Raw genomic sequence first — 19,888 nt, 5'->3', positions numbered from 1 at the left:
AATAAATACGGGCATCATTAGCTACAAGATGAATAGCGCATGAGAATTCTTGGTATCGACCCCGGCCTGCAAATCACCGGCTTTGGCGTGATCGACGTCGACGGCCCGGTGCTGACATATGTGGCGAGCGGCACCATCAAGACCACACACCTGGACAGCCGCAACCTGCCCGCACGCCTGAAGGTGCTGTTTGACGGCATCTGTGAAGTCACGGCCCGCTACACGCCCGACAGCTCTGTCTGCGAAATTGTCTTTGTGAACGTCAACCCGCAAGCCACGCTGATGCTGGGCCAGGCGCGTGGCGCCTGCCTGACGGCGCTGGTGAGCTGCAACATCGAGGTGGCCGAATACACGGCGCTGCAAATGAAAAAAGCGGTGGCCGGCTACGGCAAAGCCGGAAAACCAGAGGTGCAGGAGATGGTCAAGCGTCTGCTGAAGTTACCGGTGCTGCCCGGCAAGGACGCCGCCGACGCGCTGGGCCTGGCGATCACCCATGCCCACGCGGGCGGCTCTGCGGCCATCCTGGCGCGTGCTGAGGCACGGCAACCTAAATCGACGGCCCCCTGATCGCCGAGGGTCAGGCCAGCCGCTCAAGAATCAGCACGGCAAAAAAGCCGAAGGCCGCAATCAGTGTCCATTTAAGAATCACCAAGCCTGCCCGCTTGAAGCGCGCCTGGCCGGTGCCGGCGTAAAAGATAAACGCCACCACGGCGCTCAAAAGCAAAAGAAGAATGGCCCAACGAAACAGCAGCATGGCTTGCGCTGCCCGGTCTACCAGGCTCGCGCCAGAGTCGCAAAACCCTTGGGCGCGCTTTTTTCATCGGCGAAAGTGACAACCTCGTAAGCGTCCGGCTGCGAAAGCAGTTCACGCAGCAGCTTGTTGTTCAGCGCATGGCCGGAACGGAAGGCACTGTAGGCAGCCAGCAGCGGTTTACCCAGCAGGTGCAAGTCACCCATGGCGTCCAGCATTTTGTGCTTGGCGAACTCGTCGTCGTAGCGCAGACCTTCGGTGTTGAGTACGCGGTAGTCGTCCATCACCACCGCGTTGTCCAGGCCGCCGCCCAGGCTCAGGCCGTTGGCGCGCATCATCTCCACGTCCTTGGTGAAGCCGAAGGTACGAGCCCGCGCGACGTCGCGCACATAGCTGCCCGACCCCAGGTCGAACTCCGCGCGCTGGCCGGTGGAATTGACCACCCGGTGCGCGAACTCGATCTCGAAGCTGAGCTTGTAACCGTGATAAGGCTCCAGCCGCGCCCACTTGAGGCTGTCGCCTTGCCCTTCTCGCACCTCGACCGGTTTGAGCACACGCATGAAATGCTTGGGTGCCGCCTGCAGTTCAATGCCTGCGGATTGCAGCAAGAAAACAAAAGAGGAAGCCGAGCCGTCAAGAATGGGCACCTCTTCGGCCGTGATGTCCACATACAGGTTGTCGATGCCCAAGCCAGCGCAGGCCGACATCAGGTGCTCCACCGTCAGCACGCGCGTGCCGCCGCTGGAGATGGTGGAGGCCAGGCGCGTGTCGGTGACGGCCTGCGCCGACACCGGGATGTCGACCGGGACGGCCAAGTCAATGCGGCGGAACACGATACCCGTGTCCGGTGCGGCCGGCCGCAAGGTGAGCTCGACACGCTGCCCGCTGTGCAGGCCTACGCCGACGGCCTTGGTAAGGGATTTGAGGGTTCGTTGCTGAAGCATACAAGTGATTTTAAGTGTTACGGCCGGCAGGCGCGGTTGAATCGGTGGATGGCCCTCATAGGCAAACCGCTACAGGTTTTGCTTGAAAAACCCTGTCCAGTGCGGCACCGCAATGAAGCGGTCCTTCCAGTAACCCGAGTGATAGATCTTGCTCACACATTTGGCCAGCATCGGGTTGATGGAAACTCCCGGAATTTTCTCCCCGCTGTTCAACTCGGTGACACCGGTGTCGTCCACCAGGATGTCGCATTTGGCGTAATGCGGCCCGAACACGTTGCGCTGCCGTTTATAGGGCGCATCGAAACTGTGGCCTTCGCCCGGAATCACAATGATCTTCGCGTTGCCGCCGCGCTCATTCATCCAGGGTACGTAGCGCTCGCAGTACTTGCTTGGCGTGTTGTCGTCCACTTCGCCCGTGATGAACAAAAAAGGCGTGCCCACGAACCCGTCCCGCTGCGCCTGCCGGAAGCCGCAGTACCCGTACATGCCCACTACTGCATCCAAAGGACTGACACGAAAATCGCTGGTGTAGATACGCCTGATATTGCGTTCGATGAGGACATGAGCCCACTTTTGCTGCAACACCACTGCGGCCGAAGAGCCCTGGGACTCTCCGATGCTGCCAACCTTCTCATAGCCCCTGCGGCGAAGCCAGTCTGCAGCGGTCAGGCTGTCGGAGGCCATGTTAAGCTCGTTCCCACCCCGTATGCCCGCGGCGGCGTAATCGTCATGTGTGACGCCGATGCCGCGCGGCTTCCAGTGGTCAATCACCAGCGCGGCAAAACCTTCCTTCTGCAAGCTGTCCACATAGTCGAACATGCGGCTGTCGATGCCCTGGGACCCGTGCGAGATAAGCACCACTTTCTTCGCGCCCGGCGTGGCGAACAGATAGCCTTGTGCGTCCAGTCGGTTGCAGACATAGGTGGGTGTGCCGGCGCACAGCATGCTGGGCCAGCTCACCTTTTCAGCCAGTTCTGGCCTGGCGGTCTGGGCGCCTGCAAACTGTGCAAACAAAACTGCTGCAGCTGCACAAAGCGCTGGCATTTTCATGGAGGCTCCTTGAAACGGCCGGAACGGTCAGGAAAAACGGACAAATAAAAAAAGGGGATGAGCCCGACTGAGACTCACCCCCACGTCTTCCGGGGAAAACTCAATCTGCCTGCTTGCGCAGGAAAGCCGGAATCTCGAAGTCGTCCATACCGCCCGACGCCAGCGCATCAACCTTGGCCGCTGCTTGCGTACGGTTGGTGCGCCATACGCTGGGCACGGACATGTTGCCGTAGTCCGGCTGGGCTGAACCCATGCCGCTGCCGCCCGGGTGGGTACCACTGACCGTACCGCCACCGACCGCCATGTTGAGCACCGGCATGTTGTCGGTGCCGGTGCGCAGCACCTGCAGCGGAGGCGCCTGGCGGCGCATGCCCTGGCGGCTCAGGCCGGTGGCCACCACCGTGACGCGGATGTCGTCGGCCAGGTCGTCGTCATAAGCCGTACCGTAGATCACATGCGCGTCGGGCGAGGCATAGGCGCGGATGGTGTTCATCGCCAGCTTGGACTCGTTGAGTTTGAGCGAGCCCTTGGCGGCGCTGATCAGCACCAGCACGCCCTTGGCACCCGACAGGTCAATGCCTTCCAGCAGTGGGCAGGCCACGGCCTGCTCGGCCGCAATGCGCGCGCGGTCCGGGCCGTTGGCGCGAGCCGTGCCCATCATCGCTTTGCCTGGCTCGCCCATCACGGTGCGCACGTCTTCGAAGTCGACGTTGACGTGACCGGGGACATTGATGATTTCAGCAATGCCGCCGACGGCGTTTTTCAGCACGTCGTTGGCATGGGCGAAAGCTTCGTCCTGCGTGACGTCATCGCCCAGCACTTCGAGCAGTTTTTCGTTGAGCACCACGATCAGCGAATCGACGTTGGCTTCGAGCTCGGCCAGGCCGAGGTCGGCGTTGGTCATGCGGCGTCCACCCTCGAACTCAAACGGCTTGGTCACCACACCAACGGTGAGGATGCCCATTTCCTTGGCGATGCGCGCGATCACCGGCGCTGCTCCGGTGCCGGTGCCGCCGCCCATGCCGGCCGTGATGAACAGCATGTGCGCGCCGTCGATGGCCGCGCGGATATCGTCCACCGCCATTTCGGCGGCTTCACGGCCTTTTTCGGGTTTGCTGCCTGCGCCCAAACCGCTGCCACCCAGCTGGATCTGCTTGTGTGCGCTGCCACGACCGAGCGCCTGCGCGTCGGTATTGGCACAGATGAATTCGACACCCTGGACATTGCGCTCGATCATGTGCTCGACCGCGTTGCCGCCGCCGCCGCCCACGCCAATCACCTTGATTTGCGTGCCTTGGTTGAACTCTTCGATTTCAATCATTTCGATGCTCATGTGAGCCTCCTATCCATATGTTGCAGTTGCCAAAAATTTTTATAAGTTTCTTGTTGATGGAAAAAGTCTCACGCAGGGGGATCGGCGCCCCCCGAGTGTTTGCACCGCTGACTCCGCCGAATATGAGATGGAAAAATTTTCATCAGAAGTTCCCCACGAGCCAGTCTTTGACCTTGCCAAAAGCGTTGTGCACGCTGCCTGCCTTTTGCGCGACGCGGTGGCCGCGCATGCGTGCCAGCCGGGCTTCCTCGAGCAAACCCATGACGGTGGCCGCACGCGGCTGGGCCACCATGTCCGAGAGGGCGCTGGAATAACGCGGGATGCCGCGCCGCACCGGCTTGAGAAAGATGTCTTCACCAAGCTCGACCATGCCCGGCATCACCGCGCTGCCGCCGGTGATCACGATGCCGGAGGACAACACCTCTTCGTAGCCCGACTCGCGAATGACCTGCTGCACCAGGGAGAAAATTTCTTCAATGCGCGGCTCGATCACGCCAGCCAGGGCTTGCCTGGACAACATGCGCGGGCCGCGGTCGCCCAGGCCCGGCACCTCGACCTGGGTATCCGGGTCGGCCAGCAATTGTTTGGCAAAACCGCTTTCGACCTTGATGTCTTCTGCGTCCTTGGTTGGCGTGCGTAGCGCCATCGCAATGTCGCTGGTGATCAGGTCACCGGCAATCGGAATCACGGCCGTGTGCCGGATGGCGCCGCCGGTGAAAATCGCCACATCGGTGGTGCCGGCGCCGATATCGACCAGCGCCACGCCGAGCTCCTGCTCGTCGCGGCTGAGCACCGAGAGGCTGGAGGCCAGCGGATTGAGCATGAGCTGGTCAACCTCCAGGCCGCAGCGCCGCACGCACTTGATGATGTTTTCCGCCGCGCTTTGCGCACCGGTGACGATATGCACCTTGGCTTCGAGCCGAATACCGCTCATGCCGATAGGCTCGCGCACGTCCTGCCCGTCGATGACAAACTCCTGCGGCTCCACCAGCAGCAGGCGCTGGTCGGTAGAGATGTTGATGGCCTTGGCCGTCTCTATCACGCGCGCCACATCGGCCTGCGTCACTTCCTTGTCCTTGACCGCCACCATGCCGCTGGAATTGATGCCGCGTATGTGGCTGCCGGTGATGCCGGTATAGACACGCGCGATCTTGCAGTCGGCCATGAGCTCGGCCTCTTTCAACGCCTGCTGGATGCTCTGCACCGTCGCGTCGATGTTGACCACCACGCCGCGCTTGAGGCCGTTGCTGTAAGCAATGCCCAAGCCAGCCAGCTTGAGTTCACCGCCGGGCAGCACCTCGGCCACCACCGCCATGACCTTGCTGGTCCCGATGTCCAGCCCCACCACGAGATCTTTGTATTCTTTGGCCATATCTTTACCTTTTTGCTTTCCTGTCTTCCTTGTCACCCAGCGCTGTGGTGGTGATGCCTCGCAGCTTGAGTGCGTAGCCATTGCTGTAACGCAGATCCGCCGACTCAAGAGTGCGGCCGAACTTGCTCGATACCTGCGTCAATGTCGCTACAAAGCGCTCCGCACGGCTGCGGATCTCGTCAAACGAACCCAGGCCCAACTCGACGGTGGCGCCATCATCAAACCGCGCGCGCCAGCTGCCCCGTGCTGTCAACTCCAGATGCTCCAGCCGCATGTCGATTTTTTCAAACACCGGTGCCAGCGTGCGATAACCTTGCAGAACCATCGCTGCCTGTCCTTCAGGACCATTGAGCAGCGGCAGATCGTCCTGATCGACATCGCCCTGATTGGCCTCGAACACTTCACCCTGAACATTGACCAGCCGGGCTTCGCCTTCCTGACCCCACAGGGCAATTGCCTGATGCTCCTGCAGCATCACCCGAAGCCGGTTGGGAAACTCGCGCTGAACCACCGCCTTGCGGATCCATGGCACCGCTTCGAAGGCCGCCTGCGCCCGGGGAAGATCAACGGTGAAGAAATTGCCGGTCAACTTGGGAACCACATTGGCACGCAGCGTGACGGCGTTGTTGTGGTTCAGATCGCCACCCACCCGGATCGCCGTGAGCCGGAACAAATTCTGTTGCAGCAACCAGGACACCCCCAGCGTTACCAGCATGCCCGCAAACGCCAACACCAGCACCAGCGATGTGGTGTTCATGAGTTTGACGTCCATCGGTACGGGCATGGTTTGGTTCACGCGTGGCCCCCCGGTGTCTTGTCGTGGTCCAGGCCCGCCGAACCCAGAACCTGCAGGCAAAGGTCTTCGTAGCTGATGCCGGCAGCGCGCGCTGACATGGGTACCAGGGAATGGCCGGTCATGCCCGGAGAAGTGTTGATCTCCAGCAGGTAGGGCTGGCGGGTCTTGCCGTCAATCATCACGTCGAGACGCCCCCAGCCGCGGCAACCCAGCACGCGGTAGGCCTTGAGCACCAGAGCCTGGATTGCTTCTTCCTCGCCGGCTGGCAGGCCGCAGGGAACCAGGTATTTCGTGTCGTCGGTAAAGTATTTGTTCTGGTAGTCGTAGTTGCCGGCTGGTGCCACGATGCGAATGACCGGCAACGCACGCGCACTGTCACCCGAACCCAGAACCGGGCAGGTCACCTCGTCTCCACTGATGAACTGCTCGCACAGCACATCGGCATCCATGCGCGCAGCCTGTTCCACGGCGCCGGCCATGCCGGAATACCCTTCGACCTTCACCACACCAATGGACGAGCCCTCGCGTGCAGGCTTGACAATCAGCGGCAAGCCGAGGTCGTCAGGTACCGCGACCACCTGCTTGCGGTCAAAGGCGCCGCGGCGCAGCAGAAGATACTTCGGTGTTGACAGCCCTTCGGCCAGCCACACGCGTTTGGTCATGACCTTGTCGATGGCAATACTGGAAGCCATCACGCCCGAGCCCGTGTAGGGGATGCCCATCAATTCCAGCGCACCCTGCACTGTGCCGTCTTCGCCAAAACGGCCGTGCAAGGTGATGAAGCAGCGATCAAATTTCTCGCGCTTGAGTTCGCTGAGGTCACGCTCCGCAGGGTCGAAGGCATGCGCATCGACGCCGCGCGAACGCAAGGCCTCCAGCACGCCGCGGCCGGACATCAGCGAAACCTCTCGCTCGGCGGACTGACCACCCAGCAATACCGCCACCTTGCCGAATTTGGAGTCGTTTTGGCTCACAGCCCTCGTCCTTCCTGAATAGTTTGCTCTGTTTTTGGAAGCATCTCAATCACCTTACCGGGCACGAGGCCAATCGTGCCAGCGCCCATGCACAACACCACATCACCATCGCGGGCGTTGTCAACAATCGCCTGCGGCATGGCCTCGATGTCGTCGACAAACACCGGCTCCACCTTGCCGGCTACGCGCAACGCACGCGCCAGGGACCGGCCATCGGCAGCAACAATGGGCGCCTCACCCGCCGCGTAGACCTCGGCCAGCAACACGCTGTCGGCCTGGGCAATGACCTTCACAAAATCATCGAAACAGTCGCGCGTACGCGTAAACCGGTGCGGCTGGAAAGCCAGCACCAGTCGCCGGCCCGGGTAGGCGCCCCGCGCCGCCGCCAGCGTGGCAGCCATCTCGACCGGGTGGTGACCGTAGTCATCAATCACCGTGAAGCTGCCTCCTGATGGCGCCCGTGCTTCACCGTAATGCTGGAAGCGCCGTCCCACGCCCTTGAATTCGGACAGCGCCTTCTGCACGGCCGCGTCCGGGATATTGAGCTCCACCGCCACCGCTATGGCAGACAGTGCATTGAGCACGTTGTGTTCGCCAGGCAGATTCAGCACAACCGGTATGTCGGGCAGGGTCACACCGTTGCGCCGCTGTACGGTGAAGGACATCTGCCCGCCGATAGCTTTCACGTTGATCGCGCGCACCTGGGCGTCTTCGCCAAATCCGTAGCTGGTGACGGGGCAGGAAACCTGCGTAACGATTTCGCGCACGGCGGGATCGTCGGTGCAAAGGATCGCCGTGCCGTAAAACGGCATGCGGTGCAGGAAATCGACAAATGCCTTTTTGAGATTGCCGAAGTCGTGACCGTAGGTTTCCATGTGGTCAGCGTCGATGTTGGTCACCACGGCCATGACCGGCAAGAGGTTCAAAAAGGAGGCGTCGGACTCGTCGGCCTCGACCACGATGTAGTCGCCCGAGCCCAGCTTGGCGTTGGCGCCCGCACTGTTCAGCCGGCCACCAATCACAAAGGTGGGGTCCAGGCCACCCTCGGCCAGCACGCTGGCGACCAGGCTGGTCGTGGTGGTCTTGCCGTGGGTACCGGCAATCGCGATGCCCTGCTTGAGGCGCATCAGTTCTGCCAGCATCAAGGCACGCGGTACCACAGGGATGCGCTTTTCGCGGGCAGCCAGTACCTCGGGGTTGTCCGCTTGCACGGCCGTGGAAGTGACTACAGCATCCACCCGGGCCAGATTGGTCGCCGCATGACCGACAAAAGTCTTGATGCCCAGACCAGCGAGGCGCCGCAGCGTGGCACTGTCCGACAGGTCAGAACCGGAAATCACATAACCCAGGTTGTGCAATACCTCGGCGATGCCGGACATGCCCGAGCCCCCGAGACCGATGAAGTGAATGTGTTTGATCGCGTGTTTCATGTCGCCAGCTCCTCGCAGGCGGCCACCACGTCGGTGGTGGCATGGGTTTTTTGCATCTTTTTGGCCTGTAGCGCTCGTTCCATAAGCGCTGGCCGCTCTGTTTTTTGTAGCATGTCGGCCAGAAAACCCGGCGTCAATTCCTTCTGCTGCACCAGCCAGCCGCCACCCTGGTCCACAAGAAAAGCGGCGTTGCTGGTCTGGTGGTCATCCACTGCCGCCGGAAACGGCACAAACAGCGCCGCGGCGCCCACGGCCGCAATTTCGGTCACGGTGCTGGCGCCTGCGCGGCAGACCACCAAATCGGCGTCGGCAAAAGCACTGGCCGTGTCGTTGATGAAAGGTGTGAGTTCGGCCTGCACCCCGGCCGCGCGGTAGTTTTCGCGCAGCTCCTCGATTTGCCGGGCGCCGCTCTGGTGCACCACGCTTGGTCGCTGGTCCTCGGGGATCAAGGCCAGCGCCTGCGGCACGATGCGGTTCAGTGCCTGCGCACCCAGGCTGCCACCGACCACGAGCAACCTCAAGGGACCACTGCGTCCGGCAAACCGGACAGCAGGATCGGATTGTTGCGTGAAGGCCGGACGCAAAGGGTTGCCGACCCATTTGGCGTTTTTCAGTACACCCGGGAAAGCCGTGAACACCCGGTCGGCCACGCCTGCCAGAATCTTGTTGACCAACCCGGCCACGGAGTTCTGCTCGTGCAGCACCAGTGGTTTGCCCAGCAGCACACTCATCATGCCGGCCGGAAAGGCAATGTAACCACCCAAACCCACCACCACGTCGGGTTGAACCCGGCGCACCACGGCAATACTCTGCCAGAAAGCCTTGAGCAGGCGCAAGGGCAGCAAGGCCAGAGTAGCCGGCCCCTTGCCGCGCACGCCTGAAAAATCAATGGTTTCAAACGAGAACCCACGCGGTGGCACAAGCTGGCTTTCCATGCTCGGATGGCTGGGTGAGCCCTTGCCGCCCAGCCAATGCACACGCCAGCCGCGCTCGCGCAGGGCTTCAGCCACGGCCAGGCCTGGAAAGATGTGGCCGCCGGTGCCGCCGGCCATGATGAGGGCACACTTGCTCAACTTCGGCCCCCTCTCATGAGCAACCTGTTCTCGTAATCAATACGCAGCACAACAGCCAGCGAAATCAGGTTCATCAGGATCGCCGACCCGCCATAACTCATCAGGGGCAAGGTCAGCCCCTTGGTTGGCAGGGCACCCAGGTTCACACCCATGTTGATGAAGGCCTGAAAGCCAATCCAGATGCCAACGCCCTGAGCCACAAGGCCCGCGAACACGCGGTCCAATGCAATCGACTGGCGGCCGATGTGCATGATGCGGCGCGTCATCCACATGAAGGCGCCGATCACGCAGAGCACGCCCAGCAGACCGAACTCTTCACCGATCACTGCCAGCAGAAAGTCGGTATGCGCTTCGGGCAGCCAGTGCAGCTTCTCGATGCTGCCGCCCAGGCCGACGCCGAAAATCTCTCCGCGCCCGAAGGCGATCAGCGAATGCGACAGCTGGTAACCCTTGCCCATCGAGTACTTGTCACTCCACGGGTCCAGGTAGGCAAAAATGCGCTCGCGCCGCCAGTCGCTGAGCATCACCATCAATGCAAAGGCGATCACCACCACAGTGGCAATAACAAAGAACATGCGTGCATTGACGCCGCCCAGAAACAGAATGCCCATCGCGATTACCGAGATGACCATGAAGGCACCCATGTCGGGCTCGGCCAACAGCAGCAGGCCGACGATGCCGATGGCCACGGCCATGGGCATGACGGCGCGGAAGAAGCGTTCCTTGACTTCCATCTTGCGCACCATGTAGTCGGCGGCGTACAACAGCACGGCAAATTTCGCGAGTTCGGAGGGCTGGAAATTCATGAAGCCGAGCGAGATCCAGCGGCGCGCGCCGTTGACGCCCTTGCCGATAAAAGGAATCAGCACCAGCATCAGCAGTACCAGCGATGCCACAAACAGCCAGGGCGCCACTTTTTCCCAGGTCGAAACCGGCACCTGGAAGGTCAGCAAGGCCACAGTAAAAGCCACTCCCAGCGACAGCGCGTGGCGCAACAGGAAATGGGTGTGCGCATAACGCGCAAACTTCGGGTTGTCCGGCATGGCGATGGAGGCGGAATACACCATCACCAGGCCCCACACCAGCAAGGCCACCGTGACCCAGATCAGCGCCTGGTCCACGCCGGACATGCGTACCGGCGTCGATGCAGAACGCGAGGGGCGCTGGCCGCCCAAGCGCACCGGCAGTCCCTCGGACGTGGCCCCGCCCAGGCTGGAGAACCAGCCGGAAAGCCGGGCGACCGCGCTCATGACACCATCCCCGCATCTTGGGCGAGCGCCTGGACAGCCTCGCAAAACACCCGGGCACGGTGCGGATAGTTGTCGAACATGTCAAAACTCGCGCAGGCGGGCGACATCAACACGGCGTCGCCGGTTTGCGCCTGCCGGGCCGCCAGCTCAACGGCGGCCGGCATGGACTCGGCATCGAGCACGGCCACGCCTGTGCCTTCCAGCGCTGCGCGTATCAGTGGCGCATCGCGTCCAATCAGGATGACCGCGCGTGCATGCTGACGCACCGGCCCGGCCAGCGGCGAAAAGTCCTGCCCCTTGCCATCGCCTCCGGCAATCAGTACCAGCTTGCGCTCGGCACCCAGACCGGTGAGGGCAGCCACCGTGGCGCCCACATTGGTGCCCTTGCTGTCGTCGAAATACTCGACGTCACGCACCACCGCGACCGAGGCGACCCGATGCGGCTCACCGGTGTATTCGCGCAGGCCATGCAGCATGGAAGCCATGTTGCCGCCTGCGGCTCCGGCCAGCGCCAGCGCAGCCAGCGCATTGGTGGCGTTGTGGCGCCCGCGGATGCGCAGTGCGTCCACCGGCATCAGGCGCTGCACATGCAGCACGATTTCTTCGTCCTTGCGGCGTTTGATGGTTTCGTCCGCCTCGGCGGCGTGCACCAGCCAGGCCATGCCATTGATGGTTTCGATGCCGAAGTCACCCGGGCGTTGTGGCATTTCGAGACCGAAAGTCACATATTCACGCCACTGCGGCTTTTGCAGCTTGGCACGCACCGGCTCGGGCAACATGGCCATCACCGTTGGATCATCGCGATTGAGCACCAGCAATCCCTTGCTGCCAAAGATGCGTGCCTTGGCAGCCCCATAGGCTTCCATGCTGCCGTGCCAGTCCAGATGGTCCTGCGTCAGGTTCAGCACCGCAGCCGCAGTGGGCTCGAAGCCCTGCACGCCGTCGAGCTGAAAGCTGGACAGCTCCAGCACCCAAACCTCGGGCAGCGTTTCCGCATCGAGGTGCGCAGCCAGCGTGTCGAGCAGGCTGGGCCCGATGTTGCCCGCTACCGCCACGGTTTTTCCCGCATGCGCCACCAGCCGGCCGGCGAGCGCCGTCGTTGTTGTCTTGCCGTTGGTCCCGGTGATTGCCAGTACCTTGGGGGCATAGCCGCGCTGAGCCTGCAGCTCCTGCATGGCACGCGCGAACAGGTCCAGCTCACCGCCTGCCCACAAGCCGATGGACTGCGCCGCCTGCCACAGCGGAGCGACCGCCGCAGGCGACAAGCCCGGGCTCTTGAAGATGGCACGGATGTCACTGCCCTCCACCAGGCCGGACTCGAAGGCACCGGCGCGGAAACTCACCTGAGGCAGCTCCGTCTGCAGCTGAGCCAATTGAGGAGGGGTCTCGCGGGTGTCGGCAACCGTCACGCGCGCACCTTGGCGCACACACCAGCGTGCCATCGCCAGCCCCGAAGCACCCAGGCCAAGGATGAGCACATGCTGGCCGTGCAACGGTGATATCACCGGCTCGCTAGAAGGCTCGGTGACCGCGGGCGCGCTGTCCTCGGCGCCCTGGGCAGCTTCATCGGCCGTTGGCTGCGCCTCAGCCGCGGGCCCGATTGGCGCGGCCTGTTCAGGCGCGCTGACCTCGGCAAACAATTGCGCCACAAAGGCAGCGGCATCGCGCGCCGCTGTCAAAGTCTCGGGCAAAGGCTTTGCATTTCCTTTGCCAGCCGCGTCGGGGCGCACCTGGGCCGCTTCCGCCACTGGGACTTGCACCGATGGCTCTGCCCCCGGCATATCTGCCGACAGCTCCGACACAGGGTCAGCCGCCGTCGCAGACTCCGGCCTGACCTCCGCTGGAGGCTGCTCGGGCACATCGCCGGGGTTGATGGGTTCGTTTTCGTTCATCGCAGTTTCAAAGTCGACAGGCCAACCAGGCACAACAGCATGGTGATGATCCAGAAGCGCACAACCACCTGCGTTTCCTTCCAGCCGCTTTTCTCAAAATGATGGTGCAGGGGCGCCATCCGGAACAGGCGCCGGCCTTCGCCGAAACGCATGCGGCTGTACTTGAAATACATCACCTGCAGCATCACCGAAAGCGCTTCGACCACAAATATTCCGCCCATGATCGCCAGCACGATTTCCTGGCGGACGATGACTGCGATCGTGCCCAGGGCAGCGCCCAGCGCCAGTGCGCCGACGTCGCCCATGAAGACTTGTGCAGGGTGGGTGTTGAACCACAAAAAGGCCAGGCCGGCACCGGCCATGGCCGAGCAGAAAATCAGCAACTCGCCCGAACCGGGGATGTGGGGGAAAAAGAGGTATTTCGAATAAACCGAACTGCCCGTCACATAAGCGAACACGCCCAGTGCCGAACCCACCATCACCACCGGCATGATGGCCAGACCGTCCAGGCCATCGGTCAGATTCACGGCGTTGCTCGAGCCGACGATCACCAGGTAGGTCAGCAGCACAAAACCGAACACACCCAGCGGATAGCTGATTTCCTTGAAAAAAGGCAGTTGCAGGCCGGCCTTGGGCGGCAGGTTCACATCAAAACCCGACTGCACCCAGCTGAAAAACAGCTCCAGCACGCGCATGTTGGAGCTTTCGGAGATGCTGAACACCAGGTAAAGCGCGGCAAGCAATCCGATCGCGGATTGCCAGAAATACTTCTCCCGCGAGCGCATGCCTTCCGGGTCCTTGTGCACAACCTTACGCCAGTCATCGGCCCAGCCAATGGCGCCAAACCCCAGTGTGACGATCAGCACAATCCAGACGAAGCGGTTGCTCAAGTCAAACCACAGCAATGTGGAAATGCCGATGGACAGCAGGATCAGCACCCCGCCCATGGTCGGAGTACCGCTTTTGCTCAGATGGGTCTGCATCGCGTACTCGCGGATAGGCTGGCCGATCTTGAGGCTGATCAGACGGCGAATCACAAAAGGACCGGCGAGCAGGCCGATCAGCAACGCCGTCATGGCGGCCATCACTGCGCGGAAAGTCAAGTACTGGAATACCCGGAAGTAGCCAAATTCAGGCGTCAAGGTTTGCAGCCATTGGGCCAGGCTAAGCAGCATCTTTTTTCTCCTCTTTTTCTTGTTGTTCTGCAAGCCCGCTGATGGCCTGGACCACACGTTCCATCTTCATGAAGCGTGATCCCTTGACCAGCACGCTGGCTGTCGCCGGCAAGGCGTGGGTGACCGCGGCCTGAAGCAAAGCCAGGTCATCGCCAAAGTGCTGGCCGGCGCCAAAAGCCTGTGAAGCATGGGCGGACTGGGCACCCAGGGTGAACAACTGTTCGATGCCGCGCTCACGCGCATGCACACCGACTTCCGTATGAAAGGCTGGCCCCTGGTCTCCGACCTCTCCCATGTCACCCAGCACCATTAACCGCGGGCCGGGCAGTTCTGCGAGCACATCGATGGCAGCGCGTACCGAGTCGGGGTTGGCGTTGTAGCTGTCATCGATCAGCGTGAGCGCACGCCCACCGACATGGAGGGCCAGTGCCCGCGAGCGGCCCTTGACTGGAATAAAGGCAGACAGGCCAGCCGCGATGGCGGTCGAAGGTGCCCCCGCGCCCAGCGCGCAGGCCGTGGCTGCCAGCGCATTCTTGACGTTGTGCCGGCCTGCAATCTGCAACGAAAAGTCCAGCGGACCTTGTGGGGTCTGCGCATGGACTTGCCATTTACCACCCCCCCACCGCGCCGATGCTGTCACATCAGCCACCGCTGATTCGGCAAAGGTCAACACGGCACGAGCACCGGCCAGTTCTTTCCAGACAGGGGTATAGACCTCATCCGCAGGAAACACAGCCACGCCGGAAGCAGGCAGCGCGGCAATGACGGCGCCATTTTCCCGGGCCACCGCTTCCACGGTAGCCATGAACTCCAGGTGTTCGCGCTGCGCATTGTTAACGAGCGCCACGGTGGGTTGGGCCATGGCAGCCAGACTGGCAATCTCGCCGGGATGGTTCATGCCCAGCTCGACCACACCAGCCTTGTGGCTGGCGCGCAAACGCAACAGGGTCAGGGGAACGCCGATGTCATTGTTGAAATTTCCTTCGGTTGCAAAGGCGCCTTCGTGCTTCCATGCACGCAGGATGGACGCAATCATCTGTGTGACTGTTGTTTTGCCGTTGCTGCCGGTCACGGCAATCAGCGGCAAGGTGAACTGCGAGCGCCAGCCCGCTGCGAGCTGGCCGAGGGCCTGCTTCGAATCAGCGACCAGTAGACCCGGGAGTTCCGCCGACAAACCGCGCTCAGCCAAGGCTGCCACTGCGCCCTGGCTATTAGCCTGAGCCAGAAAATCGTGGGCATCAAACCGCTCACCCCGGAGCGCGACAAACAGGTCACCGGGTTGCAGGCTGCGCGTGTCGGTATGCACACGCTGGAAGCGCAAGGAGCCGTCTCCCATCAGTCGGGAAGACGGCAACCATTGCAGGGCCTGTTGCAGATTCATCATGCAAGGCCTCCCGCTGCTGCCTGCCGGCTGGGACGCTTGTCCAGTGCCGCCTGGGCGTGAGCCTTGTCGGAAAACGGCAGCTTGACGCCAGCGGTTTCCTGGTAGCTTTCATGACCTTTGCCGGCAATCAGAACCACGTCGCCAACTTGGGCTTGACTCACCGCGTGGTCAATGGCCAGCGCGCGATCGCTCTGCACATACACCGCGTCGCGCCTGACGAATCCTTCAAGGATCTGGCCGATGATGGCCGCCGGGTTTTCGCTGCGCGGATTGTCACTGGTGACAACCACGCGGTCGGCGCCTTGTTCTGCAGCAGCGGCCATCAGTGGACGCTTGCCGGGATCGCGCTCGCCACCGCAGCCAAACACGCACCAGAGTTCTCCCGAGCGTCCCGCTGCCAACGGCTTCAGCGCACCCAGCACCTTTTCGAGCGCATCGGGCGTGTGCGCGTAGTCGATAACCACCAGTGGACGGCCCGGCAGCGCGATTGCGTCCATGCGCCCGGGTACCGGCAACAGGTGGGAGCAGGCTTCAACCACGTCCTTCAAAGGCAGGCCGAGCGCGCGCAGGGCCGCCATCACGCCCAGCAGGTTGGAGACGTTGTACTGCCCCACCAAGGCTGTCGAGAGTCGGTGGCGTTCACTCCCCTCGACCACATCAAAACCCAGAGCCTCCAGGCCATGGTCGATGGACTGTGCCTGCAGGCGCGCAGGGGTCAGGCAGGACACCGTCCAGACGTCAAGACCCGAATCGCTCAGCGACAGGGCCAACTCTGCTCCGTGCGTATCATCGATGTTGATCACCGCAGCCTTCAGGCCGTGCCAGCCAAACAACCGGGCCTTGGTTTCCCAATAGGCCTGCATGGTGTGGTGGTAGTCGAGATGGTCCTGCGTGAAATTGGTAAAGATGGCAACACGGATGTCGGTGGCATCCAGTCGGTGCTCGGCGATGCCGATGGAAGACGCCTCGAGCGCACAGGCTGCAAAGCCCTCATCGACCCAGGCCTTGAGCTGTTGCTGCAGCAATACGGGATCGGGCGTCGTCAGGCCGTTGAAGACCATGGCCCCAGGTTGACCCATGCCCAGCGTACCGACCACGCCGCAGCGCCGGCCCAGCTTGTCCAAGGCCTGCGCCAGCCACCAGGCGGTCGAAGTCTTGCCGTTGGTGCCGGTCACGGCCAGCACGTCCAGCTTCTGGCTGGGGTGCTCAAAATACGCAGCGGCAATGGGTGCCGTCGCCATCTTCAGACCACTGTAGGCAGCCACCCGCTGGTCGGAAAACCCGTAGACATCTGCACCCTCCTGCTCCACCAGGCAAGCCTGCGCGCCCGCGCCCAGAACGCCGGCCACGTATTTGCGCGCGTCGGTGGCAGCACCCGGCCAGGCAATAAAGCCATCGCCAGCAGCGACCTTGCGGCTGTCGGTCCACAGCGTGCCGCTCACGCGCTGCTGCAACCAGCGCGCGGCCTGTTCGGGGGTTTGCAGCCGCTCCATCAGAACGACTCCTCCACCGGATTGGTAACTATCTGCGGCTTCACCGCCATGTCGGGCGGCAGGCCCAGCATGCGCAGTGTCTGCTGCACGGTTTCGCTGAAAACCGGTGCCGCGACATCACCGCCAAAATATTTCCCGTTACTAGGCTCGTCAATCATCACGGCGACGACAATGCGCGGCTTTTCCGTCGGAGCGATGCCTACAAAGAAACCTCGGTATTTCTTGTCGGCGTAGCCCTTGCCTTCCTGCTTGTGCGCGGTGCCGGTCTTTCCGCCTACGGAGTAGCCCATGGTCTGGGCCTTGTGCGCGGTACCACCTGGCCCGGTAACCATGTGCAGCATATTGCGCATGGCGAGGGCATTCTGTTCACTGATGACGCGCACCCCGACGGCAGGGTCGCCAGTCTTGACCATGCTCACAGGCACCAGGTCACCGTCACGCGCGAACACGGTGTACGCGTGTGCCAGCTGGAACAGCGAGGTGGAAAGACCGTAGCCGTAACTCATGGTGGCCTGCTCAATCGGTCGCCAGGTTTTGTAAGCACGCAGGCGGCCACTGACGGCGCCCGGAAATGGCACTTGCGGCTTTTGTCCGAAACCAACCTGCGTGTACATCTCCCACATTTCGCGAGGCTGCATCTGCATGGCCATCTTGACCGTGCCCACGTTGCTGGACTTCTGGATCACCTGGTTGACGGTGAGCAAGCCTTGCGGATGTGCATCAGAAATGGTCGAGCCGCCGACAGTCATGCGGCCAGGTGCGGTCTGGATGGTGGTCTCGGGCTTGACAAGGCCCTTTTGCAGCGCCAGCGCCACCACGAAAGGCTTCATGGTGGAGCCAGGCTCGAAGGTGTCTGTAAGCGCACGATTGCGCAGTTGCGCGCCACTGAGGTTCTGTCGTTTACCGGGCGAAAAACTGGGGTAATTCGCCAGGGCCAGAACCTCGCCGGTCACACTGTCGAGAACCACCACACTACCGGCTTTGGCTTTGTGGGCCAACACGGCATCACGCAATTTTTGATACGCGAAAAACTGGACCTTGCTGTCGATGGACAGCTGGAGGTCCTTGCCATCGACCGGGGGAACCTGCTCACGCACATCTTCCACCACCCGACCCAGGCGATCCTTGATCACCCGGCGCGATCCTGCGCGTCCCGCCAGGTCCTTGTTGAAGGCCAGCTCCATCCCCTCCTGGCCCCGGTCTTCAACATTGGTAAACCCCACCACATGGGCAACGGCTTCGCCCTCGGGGTATTGCCTTTTGTATTCCTTGCGCTGGTAGATGCCCTTGATGCCGAGTGCCTGGATTTTCTCCCCGACAGACTCGTCCACCTGGCGCTTGAGCCAGACGAAAGTCTTGTCCTCGTCTGCCAGCTTTTTGCGCAGGTCGGTCAGGGGCATCTCCAGCAGCTTCGCAAGCTCAAGGAGTTGCGCCTTGCTGGCATCCACATCTTCGGGAATGGCCCAGATGCTTGGCGCCGGCACGCTGGATGCCAGAATCATGCCGTTGCGGTCAAGAATGCGGCCACGATTGGCCGGCAACTCCAGGGTACGGGCAAATCGCACTTCTCCCTGTCGCTGAAAAAAGTCATTGCCAACCACCTGCACAAAAGCGGCGCGGCCAGCCAGGCCGGCGAATGCCAGGGCAATGCCGGCGACGATCAGCTTGCTGCGCCAGACCGGTGTCTTGCTGGCCAACAGCGGGCTGGACGTATAGCGCACGCTTCTACTCACGAGAGCCACCTGCTGCGTCTGCATTTTTATACGTGACGTACTCGGTGATGGCCGGCGTGGCCGAGCGCATCTGCAGACGTTCCTTCGAAAGCTGTTCAACACGCAGAGGCGTTGCCTGCGCGCGCTTTTCAACCTGCAGGCGCTCTTTTTCTGCCTCGATCTGTCGGTTCAGCGCCGCTGTTTTTTCAAGCTCAACAAACAGACGGCGGGACTCGTATTGCGTATGCACGAGATACAGCGCACTGAACAGTACGGCAAGCAGGAGAACCAGGTTGAGGCGCGTCATCTGGATCCACCCGGATAACGCTGCGTCGACGGCTGAAGAAGTACCGCGGTCCGTTCGGCCGCCCGCATGACGGCACTGCGCGAACGCGGGTTGGCAGCCACTTCTTCGGCACCAGGCTTGACACGCGCCAGTGCCTGGAGATGCATGGCTTTGGGCGCCGCAAATGGCGCACGACGATCGAATACCTCACGCGAATGCTCAGCGATGAATTGCTTGACGATGCGGTCTTCCAGGGAATGAAAGCTGATCACCACCAAACGTCCTCCCGGTTGCAATACTGCGAGCGAAGCTTCTAGCGCTTGCTGAAGCTCTTCAAGCTCGGCGTTGATGAAAATCCGAAAAGCCTGAAATGTGCGCGTTGCAGGGTCCTTGCCCGGCTCGCGGGTTTTGACCGCGCCAGCCACGACTTCGGCCAATTCAGCGGTGGTTCCAAAAGGGCCCCGTTCCTGTCGGCGACGATCAATCGCCTTTGCAATCGGCCCAGCAAACCGTTCTTCGCCATATTCACGAATGACCTCCGCTATGGTGTCGATTTCTGCATCGGCGAGCCACTCGGCCACACTCTGGCCGCGCGTGGTATCCATGCGCATGTCCAGTGGTCCGTCGCCGCGGAAGGAAAAACCCCGTGCCGGGTTGTCGATCTGAGGGGAACTGATGCCCAGATCCATCAGAATGCCGGCCGCGCTGCCCGCCGGCAACTCGCCGAGATGACTGAAGCCCTCGTGGCGAATGGAAAACCGCGGGTCCGCAATGGCTTGCGCTTCGGTAATCGCTTCGGGGTCCTTGTCGAAGGCGGTCAGGCGACCTTGCCCGGACAGTCGGGAGAGGATCAGGCGCGAATGCCCACCACGCCCAAAGGTCGCGTCGATGTAATGCCCGTCCGGGTTGATTTGAAGCGCTGTGACTGCTTCGTTCAACAAGACGGTGCGATGTGTCCATGTGTCTTGCACCG

18 protein-coding genes are annotated in these 19,888 nt (G+C 61.9%); 1 reads left to right on the top strand and 17 read right to left on the bottom strand.

The features are described 5' to 3' along the window. Nucleotides 1-39 precede the first annotated feature (39 nt). Nucleotides 40-567, top strand: coding sequence for a crossover junction endodeoxyribonuclease RuvC (gene ruvC, locus B0B52_RS06630; RefSeq protein WP_077592821.1), 528 nt, complete (start codon nucleotides 40-42; stop codon nucleotides 565-567). A gap of 10 nt (nucleotides 568-577) precedes the next feature. Here ruvC and B0B52_RS22435 read toward each other — a convergent pair whose 3' ends face one another. From B0B52_RS22435 to rsmH, 17 genes are all read right to left on the bottom strand, one after another. Further along, nucleotides 578-754 carry a hypothetical protein gene (locus tag B0B52_RS22435; protein WP_168173483.1) on the bottom strand — a complete coding sequence of 59 codons (177 nt, stop codon included), beginning with the start codon at nucleotides 752-754 and terminating at the stop codon, nucleotides 578-580. A 17-nt stretch (nucleotides 755-771) separates the two neighbouring features. Continuing rightward, nucleotides 772-1,695 (bottom strand): UDP-3-O-acyl-N-acetylglucosamine deacetylase, encoded by a 924-nt coding sequence (gene lpxC / locus B0B52_RS06625; protein ID WP_077592820.1) that lies wholly within the window; start codon nucleotides 1,693-1,695, stop codon nucleotides 772-774. Between the two features lie 69 nt (nucleotides 1,696-1,764). Beyond that, nucleotides 1,765-2,745, bottom strand: coding sequence for a dienelactone hydrolase family protein (locus B0B52_RS06620; protein ID WP_139351837.1), 981 nt, complete (start codon nucleotides 2,743-2,745; stop codon nucleotides 1,765-1,767). A 100-nt stretch (nucleotides 2,746-2,845) separates the two neighbouring features. Then, nucleotides 2,846-4,078 (bottom strand): cell division protein FtsZ, encoded by a 1,233-nt coding sequence (gene ftsZ, locus B0B52_RS06615; protein WP_077592818.1) that lies wholly within the window; start codon nucleotides 4,076-4,078, stop codon nucleotides 2,846-2,848. Nucleotides 4,079-4,220: 142 nt separating this feature from the next. After that, nucleotides 4,221-5,450 carry a cell division protein FtsA gene (ftsA, locus tag B0B52_RS06610; protein WP_077592817.1) on the bottom strand — a complete coding sequence of 410 codons (1,230 nt, stop codon included), beginning with the start codon at nucleotides 5,448-5,450 and terminating at the stop codon, nucleotides 4,221-4,223. A 4-nt stretch (nucleotides 5,451-5,454) separates the two neighbouring features. Next, a complete protein-coding gene (locus B0B52_RS06605) occupies nucleotides 5,455-6,246 on the bottom strand; it encodes a cell division protein FtsQ/DivIB (RefSeq protein WP_139351836.1) in 792 nt (263 codons plus the stop codon). Then, nucleotides 6,243-7,220, bottom strand: a complete 978-nt coding sequence (locus B0B52_RS06600) for a D-alanine--D-alanine ligase (RefSeq protein ID WP_077592816.1) — start codon at nucleotides 7,218-7,220, stop codon at nucleotides 6,243-6,245. Before B0B52_RS06600 ends, B0B52_RS06605 begins: the two co-directional genes overlap by 4 nt. Next, nucleotides 7,217-8,650 carry a UDP-N-acetylmuramate--L-alanine ligase gene (gene murC, locus B0B52_RS06595; RefSeq protein WP_077592815.1) on the bottom strand — a complete coding sequence of 478 codons (1,434 nt, stop codon included), beginning with the start codon at nucleotides 8,648-8,650 and terminating at the stop codon, nucleotides 7,217-7,219. Before murC ends, B0B52_RS06600 begins: the two co-directional genes overlap by 4 nt. After that, nucleotides 8,647-9,723 (bottom strand): undecaprenyldiphospho-muramoylpentapeptide beta-N-acetylglucosaminyltransferase, encoded by a 1,077-nt coding sequence (murG, locus tag B0B52_RS06590; protein ID WP_256387517.1) that lies wholly within the window; start codon nucleotides 9,721-9,723, stop codon nucleotides 8,647-8,649. The genes murC and murG overlap by 4 nt, the downstream gene beginning before the upstream one ends. Continuing rightward, nucleotides 9,720-10,973 carry a putative lipid II flippase FtsW gene (ftsW, locus tag B0B52_RS06585; RefSeq protein WP_077592814.1) on the bottom strand — a complete coding sequence of 418 codons (1,254 nt, stop codon included), beginning with the start codon at nucleotides 10,971-10,973 and terminating at the stop codon, nucleotides 9,720-9,722. The genes murG and ftsW overlap by 4 nt, the downstream gene beginning before the upstream one ends. Continuing rightward, nucleotides 10,970-12,865 (bottom strand): UDP-N-acetylmuramoyl-L-alanine--D-glutamate ligase, encoded by a 1,896-nt coding sequence (murD, locus tag B0B52_RS06580; protein WP_077592813.1) that lies wholly within the window; start codon nucleotides 12,863-12,865, stop codon nucleotides 10,970-10,972. Before murD ends, ftsW begins: the two co-directional genes overlap by 4 nt. Next, the gene (gene mraY, locus B0B52_RS06575) at nucleotides 12,862-14,040 is read right to left on the bottom strand and encodes a phospho-N-acetylmuramoyl-pentapeptide-transferase (RefSeq protein ID WP_077592812.1); all 1,179 of its coding nucleotides are present in this window, start codon (nucleotides 14,038-14,040) and stop codon (nucleotides 12,862-12,864) included. Before mraY ends, murD begins: the two co-directional genes overlap by 4 nt. Continuing rightward, a complete protein-coding gene (murF, locus tag B0B52_RS06570) occupies nucleotides 14,030-15,424 on the bottom strand; it encodes a UDP-N-acetylmuramoyl-tripeptide--D-alanyl-D-alanine ligase (protein WP_077592811.1) in 1,395 nt (464 codons plus the stop codon). The genes mraY and murF overlap by 11 nt, the downstream gene beginning before the upstream one ends. After that, a complete protein-coding gene (locus B0B52_RS06565; protein ID WP_077592810.1) occupies nucleotides 15,421-16,917 on the bottom strand; it encodes a UDP-N-acetylmuramoyl-L-alanyl-D-glutamate--2,6-diaminopimelate ligase in 1,497 nt (498 codons plus the stop codon). Before B0B52_RS06565 ends, murF begins: the two co-directional genes overlap by 4 nt. Continuing rightward, complete coding sequence (locus B0B52_RS06560) at nucleotides 16,917-18,674, bottom strand: penicillin-binding protein 2 (RefSeq protein ID WP_174575474.1); 1,758 nt, start codon at nucleotides 18,672-18,674, stop codon at nucleotides 16,917-16,919. The genes B0B52_RS06565 and B0B52_RS06560 overlap by 1 nt, the downstream gene beginning before the upstream one ends. Beyond that, on the bottom strand, nucleotides 18,643-18,936 hold the full coding sequence (ftsL, locus tag B0B52_RS06555; protein ID WP_077592809.1) for a cell division protein FtsL: 294 nt from the start codon (nucleotides 18,934-18,936) through the stop codon (nucleotides 18,643-18,645). Before ftsL ends, B0B52_RS06560 begins: the two co-directional genes overlap by 32 nt. Further along, nucleotides 18,933-19,886: a 16S rRNA (cytosine(1402)-N(4))-methyltransferase RsmH gene (rsmH, locus tag B0B52_RS06550; RefSeq protein ID WP_077592808.1), complete on the bottom strand. Its 954-nt coding sequence runs from the start codon at nucleotides 19,884-19,886 to the stop codon at nucleotides 18,933-18,935. Before rsmH ends, ftsL begins: the two co-directional genes overlap by 4 nt. Nucleotides 19,887-19,888: the final 2 nt, after the last annotated feature.

It is taken from the genome of Polaromonas sp. A23, from assembly GCF_002001015.1.
GTDB lineage: Bacteria > Pseudomonadota > Gammaproteobacteria > Burkholderiales > Burkholderiaceae_C > Polaromonas.
This window is presented reverse-complemented; position numbering and strand designations above follow the sequence as displayed.

What these genes read in the sequence shown, in the direction of transcription:
- B0B52_RS06560 (WP_174575474.1), bottom strand. Translation starts at nt 18,674, where the DNA reads ATGCAGACGCAGCAGGTGGCTCTCGTGAGTAGAAGCGTGCGCTATACG.
- ftsL (WP_077592809.1), bottom strand. Translation starts at nt 18,936, where the DNA reads ATGACGCGCCTCAACCTGGTTCTCCTGCTTGCCGTACTGTTCAGTGCG.
- murF (WP_077592811.1), bottom strand. Translation starts at nt 15,424, where the DNA reads ATGATGAATCTGCAACAGGCCCTGCAATGGTTGCCGTCTTCCCGACTG.
- B0B52_RS06620 (WP_139351837.1), bottom strand. Translation starts at nt 2,745, where the DNA reads ATGAAAATGCCAGCGCTTTGTGCAGCTGCAGCAGTTTTGTTTGCACAG.
- lpxC (WP_077592820.1), bottom strand. Translation starts at nt 1,695, where the DNA reads ATGCTTCAGCAACGAACCCTCAAATCCCTTACCAAGGCCGTCGGCGTA.
- ruvC (WP_077592821.1), top strand. Translation starts at nt 40, where the DNA reads ATGAGAATTCTTGGTATCGACCCCGGCCTGCAAATCACCGGCTTTGGC.
- ftsW (WP_077592814.1), bottom strand. Translation starts at nt 10,973, where the DNA reads ATGAGCGCGGTCGCCCGGCTTTCCGGCTGGTTCTCCAGCCTGGGCGGG.
- murD (WP_077592813.1), bottom strand. Translation starts at nt 12,865, where the DNA reads ATGAACGAAAACGAACCCATCAACCCCGGCGATGTGCCCGAGCAGCCT.
- ftsZ (WP_077592818.1), bottom strand. Translation starts at nt 4,078, where the DNA reads ATGAGCATCGAAATGATTGAAATCGAAGAGTTCAACCAAGGCACGCAA.
- B0B52_RS22435 (WP_168173483.1), bottom strand. Translation starts at nt 754, where the DNA reads ATGCTGCTGTTTCGTTGGGCCATTCTTCTTTTGCTTTTGAGCGCCGTG.
- mraY (WP_077592812.1), bottom strand. Translation starts at nt 14,040, where the DNA reads ATGCTGCTTAGCCTGGCCCAATGGCTGCAAACCTTGACGCCTGAATTT.
- B0B52_RS06565 (WP_077592810.1), bottom strand. Translation starts at nt 16,917, where the DNA reads ATGGAGCGGCTGCAAACCCCCGAACAGGCCGCGCGCTGGTTGCAGCAG.
- murC (WP_077592815.1), bottom strand. Translation starts at nt 8,650, where the DNA reads ATGAAACACGCGATCAAACACATTCACTTCATCGGTCTCGGGGGCTCG.
- ftsA (WP_077592817.1), bottom strand. Translation starts at nt 5,450, where the DNA reads ATGGCCAAAGAATACAAAGATCTCGTGGTGGGGCTGGACATCGGGACC.